Source organism: Kribbella antiqua (assembly GCF_004345665.1).
GTDB classification, from domain to species: Bacteria; Actinomycetota; Actinomycetes; order Propionibacteriales; family Kribbellaceae; genus Kribbella; species Kribbella antiqua.
The window spans coordinates 321130-333681 of record NZ_SLWR01000005.1 but is presented as its reverse complement, the minus strand read 5'-3'; the positions used below and the strand labels follow the sequence as shown (position 1 = coordinate 333681).

The following is a 12552-nucleotide window of genomic DNA, read 5'->3' as shown; positions in this document are numbered from 1 at the left end:
TCAGCGCCCGCAAAGCCAGGTTGCTGACGATATTGGCAGCCACTTCCTCAACACGAAGCGTAATGGTGGACTAGTTCCGATAGGGTGACCGCCACCGCCCAGGGGGAGTGCGCACGAAAGGGTAGGCCTGTGAATCTGCGAGCGCCGGTGACATTGCTGGATGTGGCACAGCGCGCGGGTGTGTCGGTCGCGACCGCCTCCCGTGTGCTCAACGGCGGGGACCGGGTGCCCCGTCCGGAGCTGCAGGAACGGGTCAAGGCCGCCGCCGACGAGCTCGGCTATACGCCGAACGCGCAGGCGCAGGCGCTGGCCAAGTCGTCCACCAACGTGGTCGGCATTCTGGTCCACGACATCGAGGACCCATATTTCGCGGCGATCGCGAACGGCGTGATGCGCGCGGCCGACGAGCGCGGCTTGCTGGTGATGATGGCCAGCACGTTCCGGGACGCGGATCGCGAGATCGCCTATCTGTCGTCGTTGCGCGCGCAACGAGCCCGCGCGGCGGTGATGATCGGCAGCCGGCGGACCGATGCCGAGAGCCTGGAGCGGACCGCGAACGAGGTCGAGACGTTCCTCAACTCCGGTGCCGGCTTGGCGCTGGTGAGCCAGTCCGGGATGCCGGCGCACACGATCGAGCCCGACAACCGTTCGGGTGCAGCCGAGTTGGCCCGTTCGCTGGTGGGTCTCGGGTGGCGGAAGTTCGCCGTACTGGGTGGGCCTGAAGGGCTGGCGACGGCGCGGGATCGGCGGGACGGATTCGTCGACGGGCTGTCGGAGGCCGGGCTCGAGCCGGTGGCGGTGGAGGCGGGCGAGTTCACCCGTGATGGTGGGTACGCCGCTGCCGAGGTGCTGCTGGATCGCAAGGTCGACCTGGACTGTGTGTTCGCGGTGAACGACGTGATGGCGGTCGGCGCGATGTCGGCGCTGCGGGCTCGCGGGGTCGACGTACCGAAGGATCTAGGGGTGGCCGGGTTCGACGACATCGCCACGTTGCGGGACGTGTGGCCGGGGCTGACCACGGTCCGGCTGCCGCTGGAGCAGATGGGGCGTCGCGCGCTCGAGCTCGCGATCGAGGGCGGCGAGGCGACCACCGAGACGTTCAAGGCTTCCGTCGTACTGCGGGAGAGCACCGCGCGGGGCTAAGAGGGTGTCTGGGAGCTCTGCGCCTACTGCGCGGCACTCGGCGGGCACCTCGCTGCGCTGGAGGAAAGGCCACGATGAAACCACATCGAGGCCTCCCCTCCAGCGCACCGAGGCACTCCGCCGAGCACCTGCTCGCGACGGCGCAGAGCTCCCAGACACCCTCTGAAATATGCTCACTGCGTGACCGTTTCCGAGATCTTCGACCCGTCGGCCTGGAAGCAGGTGGACGGGTTCGACCTGACCGACATCACGTACCACCGGGCCGTCGACGCCGGTGTGGTGCGTATCGCCTTCAACCGGCCCGAGGTGCGGAACGCGTTCCGGCCGCACACCGTGGACGAGTTGTACCGGGTGCTCGACCACGCGCGGATGTCGACCGACGTCGGGTGCGTGCTGCTGACCGGCAACGGGCCGTCGCCGCGGGACGGCGGGTGGGCGTTCTGCTCGGGCGGTGACCAGCGGATCCGGGGCAAGGACGGTTACAAGTACGCCGAGGGGACCACGGCCGAGACGATCGATCCGGCGAAAGCGGGCCGGTTGCACATCCTCGAGGTGCAACGATTGATCCGGTTCATGTCGAAGGTCGTCATCTGCGTCGTACCGGGATGGGCCGCGGGTGGCGGGCACAGCCTGCACGTGGTCGCCGACCTGACGCTGGCCTCGGCGGAGCATGCGCGGTTCAAGCAGACGGACGCGGATGTCGCGTCGTTCGACGGCGGCTTCGGGTCGGCGTATCTGGCCCGGCAGGTCGGGCAGAAGTTCGCGCGGGAGATCTTCTTCCTCGGCGACGAGTACTCCGCCGAGGACGCCTACCGGATGGGCATGGTGAACAAGGTCGTGCCGCACGCCGAGCTGGAGGCGACGGCACTCGAGTGGGGCAAGAAGATCTGCGCGAAGTCGCCGACCGCGCAGCGGATGCTGAAGTACGCGTTCAACCTGATCGACGACGGCCTGGTCGGCCAGCAACTCTTCGCCGGCGAAGCCACCCGCCTGGCCTACGGCACCGACGAAGCCGCCGAAGGCCGCGACTCCTTCCTCGAAAAGCGCCCCGCCGACTGGTCGCCATACCCCTACGCCTTCTGACCTTGCCCTACCTGCCCGGGGTCGCCACCATTGGGTGAACACGGGGCCCAGGGCTTCGTCGCTGGTCCATGTCCGTGGAGCGCGGCCGGCTTCCCGTTGCACGATCCGTACGCCGGTCCGCAGTTGGACGCCGCGACCCAGTTCCTCCACGCCCACCGCGGTCGCGTCGACCTTGTCACACTGTCGTTGTGGGGCAACGACGCCAACGCATTCGTTGCGTCATGCAACGGAAACGTTCAGTGCATCATCGACGGCGCCCCCGCGGCGATCGCCCGGCTGGCCGGCAATCTGGACAACATCCTGCAGAAGCTGCGGGCAGCGGCGCCGGATGCGGATCTCGTCGTGATCGGCGCGTACGACGTCAACGTCGGTGCGTTCGCGATCACCGGACCGATCTTCACCGCGCTCAACCAGGCCATGGCCGACGCGGCTCAGCGAGCCCGGGCGAAGTTCGTCAACCCGATGCCCGTCTTCGACGCCAACGGCGGTGCGGCGCTGTGCACGTACACCCTGCTCTGCCGGGACGGCGACGCCCACCCGTCTGACGCCGGCTACGCCGTACTGGCCGATCTCGCAGAAGCCGAGCTGTAGTTACTGCGCGACGCCGTAGAGGCGGTCGCCGGCGTCGCCCAACCCCGGCACGATGTAGCCCTTGTCGTTCAGGTGTGCATCCATGCCGGCGATGACGAGGTTGCACGGTACGGCGAGTTCGGCCAGCTCGCGCTCGATGCGCTCCACGCCCTCGGGGGCGGCGAGCAGGCAGATCGCGGTGATGTGGTCGGCGCCGCGCTCCACCAGGAACTGAATCGCCGCGGCCAGCGTGCCACCGGTCGCCAGCATCGGGTCGAGGACGTAGCACTGGCGCCCGGACAGGTCCTCCGGCAGGCGTTCGGCGTACGTCGATGCCATCAGCGTCTCCTCGTTGCGGACCATGCCGAGGAAACCGACCTCCGCGGTCGGCAGCAGCCGGGTCATCCCCTCCAGCATGCCGAGACCGGCCCGCAGGATCGGTACGACGAGCGGCTTCGGCGAGGTGAGTTTGACGCCCTGGGCCTCGGCCACCGGCGTCTGGACCGTGACCGGTCCGGTCCGGACGTCGCGGGTCGCCTCGTACGCGAGCAGCGTGACGAGCTCCTCGGTCAGCCGCCGGAAGGTGGGTGAGTCCGTGCGCTCGTCCCGCAGCGCGGTGAGCTTGTGGGCGACGAGCGGGTGGTCCACAACGAGGATCTGCATAAGCCGGAACGCTACCGTCGGCGATTCGCGGCGGGAAAGCTCGCCCGCTGGAAGAATCGACTGTGCCTGATTTTTGGGCAGCCTCTTCACGACCGGATTTCTGCCCTGTCCGCCCCTCAGGGAGTACGCCGATGACGGAGAACTCGGGCAAGACCCCCGAACAACTGGACCGCCTGCGCCGCCGGGCGGCCTTTCTGCGTGAGCTGGAAGAGGCCCGCGCCCTGCGAGACCGGATCGCACCACGCCGGGCCAAGGTCCGCCAGCTCCGTGAGGCGATGCGCAGAGCGACGTACCACCACTGACCGCGATGCCCTCCGCGTTTGGTGGGTTCACCCACGAGCTTGTGGGTTCCCCGCCGGTATTCGGGGGGCGAACCCACCGTTTGATGGGTGAACCCACCAAACGTGGATCGCCGGACCAGGGGTGTTGGTGGTACTGATATCACGTCGAAACCGGAAAACCTCCCGCGTCCGGCGGGATTCTGCGACGATGAGGCGGTGTCTGATGCCACGGCAGGGCCGATGACCACCGATCTCGATTTCGCGGTCGCCGCTTACACCGAGGACGGGGTCTGGACCGTCACACCGCTGGTGCTGCGCGGTGAACCCGAGCTGTCCACCCTGGTGTCCGCGCTCCGGCGCTACCCCGGCGAGGCCGGCGTGCTGGGGATGATCTCGGTCGACGAGGACTTCTTCATCCTGCTCCGGGTGATCGGCGGCCGGGCCCGGTTGCTGATCTCCGACGTCACCGCCGCGACCGAGTGGCCGCTGGCCCGGCAGGTGGTCGACGAGCTCGACATCCCACTGGCCGATGACGACGACGAGCAGGTCCCGGCCGGCGATCTCGGCATCATCGCCGACCTCGGCATGAGCGCGATGGACCTGGGCGCGCTCTGCGACGACGTCGACCTCTACCCGGAGGAGATGCTCGAGGAGATCGCCGAGACGCTTGGCTTCGGCAACCAGTTCCACGAGGCGATCGAAGCCCTTGGTTAGCCCAGCGATCCAGCGCGAATGGGCCCGGCTGATGCGGCTGGCGCTCGAGGAAGGCGAGAAGGCGCTGCCCGACGTACCGATCGGCGCGATCGTCATGGACGCCGACGGTCAGGTGATCGGCCGCGGCCACAACGAGCGGGAGGCGACCGGCGACCCGACCGCGCACGCGGAGGTGCTGGCGATCCGCGAGGCCGCTCGGAGCGTCGGCGAGTGGCGGCTGACCGGCTGCACGATCGTCGTCACGCTGGAGCCGTGCACGATGTGCGCGGGCGCGATCGTGCTGTCCCGGCTGGACCGGCTGATCTTCGCGGCGTACGACGAGAAGGCGGGTGCCGTCGGCTCGTTGTGGGACGTCGTCCGGGACCGTCGGCTGAACCATCGGCCCGAAGTCGTGGGCGGCGTGATGGCCGACGAAGCGGGCGCGCGGCTACGCGATTTCTTCATCGGGCACAGACCTTGATAGCCTCTGCGGCGGTGGCGTGTCCGAGCGGCCGAAGGAGCGCGCCTCGAAAGCGCGTGACGGGCAACCCCCGTCCGAGGGTTCAAATCCCTCCGCCACCGCCAACCACCCGTAGGGTGGCAGAAGGCCGGAGACCCTGATGCTGTGTGATGCGTCAGGGTTTTCGTCTCTCTGGACCTGATGCAGTCGCTCGGGACCTGATGCAGGAGAGGGCCCCACGTGGATGTTGCGGAGCTGGACCGGATTCTCCTGGCCGGTGCCGGGGTGCTGCTGGTCGCGATCGTCGCGGTGCGGCTGACCGGGCGGTTCGGGCTCCCTTCGCTGCTCATCTACCTCCTGATCGGGCTGCTGCTCGGTGATTCGGGGCCGGGTCAGATCCACTTCGAGGACGCCCAGCTCGCGCACGCCCTCGGGTTCGCGGCGCTGGTGGTGATCCTGACCGAGGGCGGTCTGACCACCCGCTGGAACGAAGTACGCCCAGTGATGCCGCTCGGCGTCGTACTGGCGACGCTCGGAGTCGCGGTCAGCGTGGGTGTGGTCGCGTGTGTGGCGCATTTCGGGCTCGGGCTCGACTGGCAGCTCGCCGTACTGCTCGGTGCGGTCACGTCGCCTACAGACGCCGCAGCGGTCTTCTCCGTACTGCGGCGGGTCCCGATCCGGCCGCGATTGCGGGGAGCGCTGGAGGCGGAGTCCGGTCTGAACGACGCTCCGACGGTCCTGCTCGTCACCCTGGTCAGCACCGGTGAGGTGGGCGAGAAGGGTCTGCTGCACTTCAGCGGGCTGGTGGTCTACGAGCTCGTGGTCGGTGCCCTGTTCGGGTTCCTGATCGGCTGGATCAGCGTCGGCGTCATCCGCCGGGTCGCGCTCGGCTCGGCGGGTCTGTACCCGCTGGCCGTTCTCTCGGTGGCGATTCTCTCGTACGCCGGTGGAGCGGTGCTGTTGCACGTGTCGGGCTTCGCGGCTGTCTACGTGACGTCGTTGATCCTCGGGCGGGCCGAGTTGCCGCACCGGATGGCCACTCGGTCGTTTGTGGACGGGATCGCGTGGCTGGCCCAGATCGGGCTGTTCGTGATGCTGGGCCTGCTGGCGTCGCCCGAGCGGATCGAGTGGAACGACGTGCTGGTCGCTCTGGTGATCGGGATCGCGGTGACGGTGGTCGGTCGGTTCGCGTCGGTCGCGGCGTCGGCGGCGCCGTTCCGCCTGCCGTGGAAGGAGCAGACCTTCATCTCCTGGGCCGGTCTCCGCGGAGCGGTGCCGATCGTGCTGGCGACGATTCCGCTGGCGGAGGATGTGCCGCAGGCCGATCGGATCTTCGACGTGGTCTTCGTGCTGGTGTTCCTGTTCACACTGCTTCAGGCGCCGTCGCTGCCGTGGCTCGCGAAGCGGTTGAAGGTGCTCGACGAGAACGCGTCGTACGAGGTGGACATCGACGTGGCGCCGCTGGAGTCGCTCGGCGCCGACATGCTCCAGGTGTTCATCCCGAGTGAATCGCGGCTGGCCGGTGTCGAAATCGGCGAGCTCCGGCTCCCAGCCGGCGTGTCTGTCTCCCTGGTGATCCGTGGCGACCGCGCCTTCGTTCCCGACCTGCGGACCGTCCTCCGCGCCGCCGACTCCCTCCTGGTGGTCGCTCCCAGCCCGCTCCGTGACCAAACCGTCCGCCGCCTCCGCGCCGTCAGCCGAGCCGGCCGCCTAGCCGGCTGGTTCGGCGAACGCGGCCGCGAACAGCACTAGTTCGGGTTCTGGCCTGACGGGATCGGCTGGGGGGTGTGGATTACCGGGAGGCAGACGGTCGAGCCTGGGGGGATGGCGACCGAGGGGAGGCCCTTGGGTTTGAGGGTGGTGTAGCCGCGGCCTACGACGAGGTCGACGGTGTGGTCGGTGCGGTTGTCGGCGACGGTGAGGGGCTTCTGGGTGAGCTGGCCGGCGATCAGGCGCAGTTCGGGCGCGTCGTCGGTGGCGCCGCGGACCGAGACCACGTCGATCTTGTCGCCCTTCGGCTCGTTCGCGATCTTGGCGACGTTGAAGCCGCGCTTCTTCAGCTGTTCGGCGACGGCACCCGCCGTACCCGCCTTGGCGCCGCCGTTGTAGACGTTCACCACCACCTGCTTCGGCACCAGCCGGTTGTTCGGCAGGGTCTGCTCCACGCAGGTCGGCTCAGCGCTGCTGTTCACCAGTGAGTTCCAGCCCCACCAGGCACCGCCGACAAGGATTCCCAGCAGGATCACCATCGTGATCGGGGTACGCCAACGGACCCGCGAGTGCGGCCTCGGTTGTGGATGGATCGCGGTCATCGGCTCAACCCCCCGTGAGCAGCCATTGTCAGTCCACGACCAGAACCCGGGCGTGTAGTACGGAACGCTGCTGCAGCGCGGCACGCAGCGCGCGGTGCAGGCCGTCCTCGAGGAACATCTCTCCCTTCCACTCGACCACGTGCGCGAACAGGTCGCCGTAGAAGGTGGAGTCCTCGTCGAGCAGCGCGTTCAGGTCCAGAGTGCCCTTGGTCGTGACCAGTTCGTCCAGCCGCACCTGCCGCGGTGGCAGTGACGACCAGTCCTTCGGCTTGAGCCCATGGTCCGGGTACGGGCGTTCCTCCCCGACGCGCTTGAAGATCACCCCCCGAAGTCTAGCGGTGTCAAAGGTCGGATGAGAGGGGATGAATGTCATGGGGGTGCGACTCAACCTTTCGGTGCTGGTCGGCGTCGTACCGGCAAAGGGAGAGGCGGGCGCGCTGGGCGGGCTCGTCAACAGGGGGGTGAACCGCATGCGAATTCTTTCCATTCTCGGTTTGGCGGCGGCCGTCACGCTGGTCGGCGCCGGTACGGCGCTACCGGCCGACGCACTGACCGGAACACAGGCCAAGGCGGCCCAGACGCGGCTGAACGCGCTCGGCTGCACCGCCGGGCCCGTCGACGGCGTGATCGGCCAGATGACCCAGGCCGCCACCGTACGTTTCCAATCCGCGAACGCCATGATCCAGAGCGGTTCCCTGAATAGCACGACGTATTCGCGGTTGATGGCCAGTACGGCGAAACGCTGCGACGTACGCAAGGTTCCGGCCGGCTCTGGCTCCGGTCGCCGGATCGTCATCAGCCAGACGCAGAACTGGGTCTGGCTGATCGATTCGGCCGGCAAGGTCGTCCGGCAGGGCGGGATCATCGACAACCCGACCTATCTGAAGCCGGGGACGTACACCAGTGGCTCCAAGTGCGGCCGGGCCGGACGAATCGTGCGCAACACCGACGGCGGGCGGCTGTACCTGAACTACTTCGTCCGCTTCGCGCCGTGCGGGATCGGCTTCCACCAGATCCCGACGTACATGTCCAACGGCGCCCAGATCCACCCGGACTGGCTGCTCGGGACGAACTACCGCGCGTCACACGGCTGCATCCGGCTCTCCCGGTCGATGGCGATCACCCTGTGGAACTTCACCGCCGGCTCGACCCGGGTCGTCGTCCTGCGCTGAGGTACGGCGGGCACTAGCATGCCGACCGGGGAACACTTCAACCGGGGAAAGGCACGCCGACATGGCCGAGACAGGCGACGTCGTGGAGACCGTCAAGCAGGGATACGCGTTCGAGGGGGCGGCGATCGAGCTGGGCGCGCTGCTGGTCGGCGACGAGCCGAAACCGGAGGCGGCGGTCCGGATCCCGCTGTCGATGGTGAACCGGCACGGCCTGGTCGCGGGTGCCACCGGTACCGGCAAGACGAAGACCCTGCAGTTGATGGCCGAGCAGCTGTCCGCGGCCGGTGTCGCGGTGTTCGCGGCGGACATCAAGGGCGACCTGTCCGGCGTATCCCAGCCGGGTCAGGAGAGCGAGAAGCTGCTGGCCCGGACCAAGACGATCGGGCAGGAGTGGACTCCGACCGGGTTCCCGACCGAGTTCTACGCGCTCGGCGGGCAGGGCACCGGGATCCCGATCCGGGCCACCATCACGGCGTTCGGGCCGGTGCTGCTGTCCAAGGTGCTGGGGCTGAACGACGTCCAGGAGTCCTCGCTCGGGCTGATCTTCCACTACGCCGACAAGCAGGGCCTGACCCTGCTCGACCTGAAGGACCTGCGCGCGGTCATCACGCACCTGACCAGCGAAGAAGGCAAGGGCGACCTCAAGGAACTGGGCGGGCTGTCCGCCGCGACGGCCGGGGTCATCCTGCGGTCGCTGATCGGGTTCGCGGACCAGGGTGCCGAGGCGTTCTTCGGCGAGCCGGAGTTCGACACCGCGGACCTGCTGCAGCAGCGGGACGGCAAGGGCGTCATCTCTTTGCTCGAGCTGCCGAACCTGCAGGACCGGCCGGCGCTGTTCTCCACCTTCCTGATGTGGCTGCTGGCGGATTTGTTCCACGACCTGCCCGAGGTCGGCGACGCGGACAAGCCGAAGCTGGTGTTCTTCTTCGACGAGGCGCACCTGCTGTTCAACGACGCGTCGAAGGCGTTCCTGGACTCGATCGCGCAGACCGTCCGGCTGATCCGGTCGAAGGGTGTCGGCGTGTTCTTCGTGACGCAGACGCCGAAGGACGTTCCGGACGACGTACTCGCGCAGCTCGGTTCGCGGGTGCAGCACCAGCTGCGGGCGCACACGCCGAACGACGCCAAGGCGCTGAAGGCGACCGTGTCGACGTTCCCGAATTCGTCGTACGACCTGGGCGAGGTGCTGACCCAGCTCGGGATCGGCGAGGCGATCGTGACGGTGATGAACGAGAAGGGCGCGCCGACTCCAGTTGCGTGGACCCGGTTGCGGGCGCCGCTGTCGCTGATGGCGCCGGCGTCTGCCGAGCAGCTGACGGCGTCGGTGCAGGGGTCGCCGAACTACGCGAAGTACACCGAGGTGATCGACCGCGAGTCGGCGTACGAGAAGCTCGCGGCGAAGGTTCAGGCCGGGGCCGAGCAGGCCGAGGCGGAACGGCAGGCCGAGGAGCAGGCGAAGCCGCAGCCGGAGCCGAGGCCGCGGGCGCAGAAGCAGGAGAAGTCGATGGTGGAGCAGGTGATCGGCTCGTCGGCGTTCAAGCAGTTCGCCCGCTCGGCCGGCCGGGAGATCGTCCGGGGTCTGTTCGGCGCTGCCCGCCGCCGGCGCTGATCCGGGGACTTTTCGGTACGGCGCGGTCCACGTTTCGCCTGTGGCGGAAGGATTTCAGTCGTTTGATCGTTGATCAAACGACTGAATTCTCAACCAGGCGACATCGTTTCCAAGTCGTCATCCACAGCCGCGCCGTCGCGGATTGGGACGAATCGCTTACTCGTCGTACGGTGAGAGGTAATGGTTGCGCAGAGTAGGCGAGCGGTACGGTATTGGGCGCTGTGGACCCTGACGGTCCCGGCGTTCGCTGTTGTCGTGCTCGTCGACCTGGCCGCGATCGGCTACGGCATCCAGGTCTTCACCGAGCTGCCGAGCTGGCGCGGTCTGGACGTCGTACTCGCGCTCACCGTGTCGGCGCTGATCTCGGTCGAGGGAGCTCGCCGGGTCGAGAGCCGGCGCCGCCGAGGCGGTGCGCTGCACAAGGATCTGGCTCCGGCGTGGATGATCGCGGCCGCCGTCGTATTGCATCCGGCGCTGGCGATCCTGGTCGCCGTACTGCTGCGGATCTGGTGGCGGATCCGGGCCGGCAAGTGCATTCCCTACCGGTGGGCGTTCTCGACCGCGGTGCACGTGCTCGCGGTCGGCGCGGCGCATGCCGTCTTCACGTCCGCGCGCGAGCTGACCGGCGGGAGCGAGCTCGGGCTGGTCGTGTCGATGCTCGCGGCGGCGGTGACGTACCTGATCACCGATACCTTGCTCTGCGGGCTCGCGATTTCGCTGATCATTCCGGGCAGCAGCCGCCGCGAGGCCGTCGGCGGGATGGATGAGCTCTGCACCGACGCGACGGCCGCGACGCTCGGGTGTCTGCTCGCGGCGGCCTGTCTGATCAGTCCGTGGTTCGCGTTCGTGGCGATCCCGATCACGCTGACCGCGACGCGCGCGCTGCTGCTCGGCCAGTTGGAGTCCGAGGCCCAGACCGATCCGAAGACGAGCCTGACCCGGGTCGACTGGTGGCGCCGGCGGTCCGAGGAGATGCTGCGGACCGCGCGGAACCAACGCGAACCGATGGCCGTGCTGCTGATCGACATCGACCACTTCAAGCAGGTCAACGACCGGCACGGTCACCTGGTCGGCGACGAGGCGCTGCGGGCGGTCGCGACGATTCTGCGCAGCGCGATCCGGGCGAAGGACGTGATCGGCCGGTTCGGCGGCGAGGAATTCGTGATCGCCCTGCCGGACACCGGCCTCGACGACGCGACGGTTACCGCGGACCGGCTCCGCAACGCCGTTGCCGCCAGCCCGCTCGCGGCGATGTGCGCCGGTGTCCTCGACGACCCGGACCTCGACCCCGACACCTTCCGCCTCACCGTCTCGATCGGCGTCGCCGTCTACCCAGGCGACGGTACGACGCTCGACGACCTGCTGCTCCGCGCCGACCGGGCCATGTACGCCGCCAAGTCCGCCGGCCGCAACCGGGTCCGCCTGGCCGCCGACACCCTCCCTACGCCGCGCATCACGCCCCGCCCCAGCACCACCACACCGGCCGGGCACCCCGCCAAACACGCGACCGAGCGCTCCGAGCGCCCGGTGACCACCGGCGCCGCCGCACCAACCGACCGCACCTAGCTCTAGGCAAACCTTTCGGCCGGGCTCGGCGTCTCTGCTGTGAGGGCTTCGTTCCAGCCCGACCGGCGGGAGCAAGGTGGAGGCGCGACGAATGATCGAACAGGGCCGGAAGCGGCGGATGGTCACGGCTTTGGTGGCCGGGCTCTCGGTCGCGGCAGTGGCCGGAATCGCGATCGCGGGTACGGCGATGGCACACAGCAGACAGTCGTCCGGAGCCGCGGGCGGTCCGGGTACGCCGAGCCCCGTCGGAGTCTCCACCCCGGCGCCGAGCCCGTCGCAAACACCGAGCCCGTCGCAAACACCGAGCCCGTCAAGCTCGGCGTCGACGCCCAGCTCGGTCGCCAAGCCGCAGCCTGCCAAGACGACAAGACCTGCCGCGACACCCACGAAGCCGGTGGGCACCCACCGCGCGCCAACACCTACGGGGCTCCCGGCCGACCCGGTCGCCGGCTGCAAGACGTGGCTGAAGGAGGTCTCGGCGCAGCCAGGCTCCAGTGCGAAGGTGGTCGCCCGTCTGAACGGCGCGCCCGGCATCGTCCTGATCCTTGCCGACAGCAACTACTGGGCCGGTTGCGATACGGCGTATGCGCGCAACGGCGGCACCGGCTCGATCCGCCAACCGGAGAAGATCGCCAACCCGGCACCCGGTGACGCGGAGGCCTTCACCGTCGCGAACAACTTGATCAAGATGCTCAACGGCCGCCAGTACGAGTACTACTGGGCCGCCGGCCAACTCCCGGCGGGGGTGGCCAAGATCTCCTACACCTTCCCCGACGGCCAGACCACGGCCGCATCCATCCAAGGCAAGTACTGGGTGATGCAGCACCTGTCCGCCGTCCCCTGGAAGCCAGGAATGGGACAGGGCCCGCAGATCCAGGTGATCCTGTGGGCAACGAACGGCCAGCCGTTGCGGAACTTCCTGCTCAACTGGGGCGAGGACACGTGCGCCCAGATCAACCACGGTTGCTGACCGCGGATCTCCAGGCCATCACAATCGCCG

At 68.5% G+C, this 12552-nt stretch carries 14 protein-coding genes and 1 tRNA gene; 12 read left to right on the top strand and 3 right to left on the bottom strand.

The genetic code is table 11. The features are described from left to right. The first annotated feature begins 129 nt into the window (after nt 1-129). From EV646_RS16870 to EV646_RS16860, 3 genes are all read left to right on the top strand, one after another. Entirely contained in the window at nt 130-1143 is a 1014-nt protein-coding gene (locus tag EV646_RS16870; protein ID WP_132149493.1) for a LacI family DNA-binding transcriptional regulator, read from the top strand. Nucleotides 1144-1323: 180 nt separating this feature from the next. Then, complete coding sequence (locus tag EV646_RS16865; protein ID WP_132149491.1) at nt 1324-2226, top strand: 1,4-dihydroxy-2-naphthoyl-CoA synthase; 903 nt, start codon at nt 1324-1326, stop codon at nt 2224-2226. A 30-nt stretch (nt 2227-2256) separates the two neighbouring features. Further along, nucleotides 2257-2817 carry an SGNH/GDSL hydrolase family protein gene (locus EV646_RS16860; RefSeq protein ID WP_132149489.1) on the top strand — a complete coding sequence of 187 codons (561 nt, stop codon included), beginning with the start codon at nt 2257-2259 and terminating at the stop codon, nt 2815-2817. On the opposite strand, the gene upp is transcribed toward EV646_RS16860, so the two are convergent. After that, on the bottom strand, nt 2818-3459 hold the full coding sequence (upp, locus tag EV646_RS16855; RefSeq protein ID WP_132149487.1) for a uracil phosphoribosyltransferase: 642 nt from the start codon (nt 3457-3459) through the stop codon (nt 2818-2820). A 131-nt stretch (nt 3460-3590) separates the two neighbouring features. On the opposite strand from upp, the gene EV646_RS39335 reads away from it, so the two are divergent. The 5 genes from EV646_RS39335 (at nt 3591) to EV646_RS16835 (ending at nt 6645) form a co-directional block, all read left to right on the top strand. Beyond that, nucleotides 3591-3761 carry a hypothetical protein gene (locus EV646_RS39335; protein ID WP_199237010.1) on the top strand — a complete coding sequence of 57 codons (171 nt, stop codon included), beginning with the start codon at nt 3591-3593 and terminating at the stop codon, nt 3759-3761. A gap of 195 nt (nt 3762-3956) precedes the next feature. Next, the gene (locus EV646_RS16850; RefSeq protein WP_338419261.1) at nt 3957-4454 is read left to right on the top strand and encodes a tRNA adenosine deaminase-associated protein; all 498 of its coding nucleotides are present in this window, start codon (nt 3957-3959) and stop codon (nt 4452-4454) included. Nucleotides 4455-4485: 31 nt separating this feature from the next. Next, complete coding sequence (locus tag EV646_RS16845; RefSeq protein WP_132149860.1) at nt 4486-4914, top strand: nucleoside deaminase; 429 nt, start codon at nt 4486-4488, stop codon at nt 4912-4914. Between the two features lie 13 nt (nt 4915-4927). After that, nucleotides 4928-5018 (top strand) — tRNA-Ser (locus EV646_RS16840). A 115-nt stretch (nt 5019-5133) separates the two neighbouring features. Then, on the top strand, nt 5134-6645 hold the full coding sequence (locus tag EV646_RS16835) for a potassium/proton antiporter (protein WP_132149485.1): 1512 nt from the start codon (nt 5134-5136) through the stop codon (nt 6643-6645). Here EV646_RS16835 and EV646_RS16830 read toward each other — a convergent pair. Next, nucleotides 6642-7142, bottom strand: a complete 501-nt coding sequence (locus tag EV646_RS16830; RefSeq protein WP_241996072.1) for a LytR C-terminal domain-containing protein — start codon at nt 7140-7142, stop codon at nt 6642-6644. The two genes, EV646_RS16835 and EV646_RS16830, sit on opposite strands and share 4 nt — an antisense overlap. Nucleotides 7143-7233: 91 nt before the next feature. Further along, nucleotides 7234-7527: a type II toxin-antitoxin system VapB family antitoxin gene (locus EV646_RS16825; protein WP_132149481.1), complete on the bottom strand. Its 294-nt coding sequence runs from the start codon at nt 7525-7527 to the stop codon at nt 7234-7236. A 148-nt stretch (nt 7528-7675) separates the two neighbouring features. Here EV646_RS16825 and EV646_RS16820 point away from each other — a divergent pair, with 148 nt between their 5' ends. From EV646_RS16820 to EV646_RS16805, 4 genes are all read left to right on the top strand, one after another. After that, nucleotides 7676-8377 carry a L,D-transpeptidase family protein gene (locus EV646_RS16820; RefSeq protein WP_132149478.1) on the top strand — a complete coding sequence of 234 codons (702 nt, stop codon included), beginning with the start codon at nt 7676-7678 and terminating at the stop codon, nt 8375-8377. Between the two features lie 61 nt (nt 8378-8438). Then, nucleotides 8439-9986 carry a helicase HerA-like domain-containing protein gene (locus EV646_RS16815; RefSeq protein ID WP_132149477.1) on the top strand — a complete coding sequence of 516 codons (1548 nt, stop codon included), beginning with the start codon at nt 8439-8441 and terminating at the stop codon, nt 9984-9986. Nucleotides 9987-10166: 180 nt separating this feature from the next. Next, nucleotides 10167-11552 carry a GGDEF domain-containing protein gene (locus EV646_RS16810; RefSeq protein WP_132149475.1) on the top strand — a complete coding sequence of 462 codons (1386 nt, stop codon included), beginning with the start codon at nt 10167-10169 and terminating at the stop codon, nt 11550-11552. 91 nt (nt 11553-11643) lie between these two features. Continuing rightward, nucleotides 11644-12522 (top strand): hypothetical protein, encoded by an 879-nt coding sequence (locus EV646_RS16805; protein WP_132149473.1) that lies wholly within the window; start codon nt 11644-11646, stop codon nt 12520-12522. Nucleotides 12523-12552 lie beyond the last annotated feature (30 nt).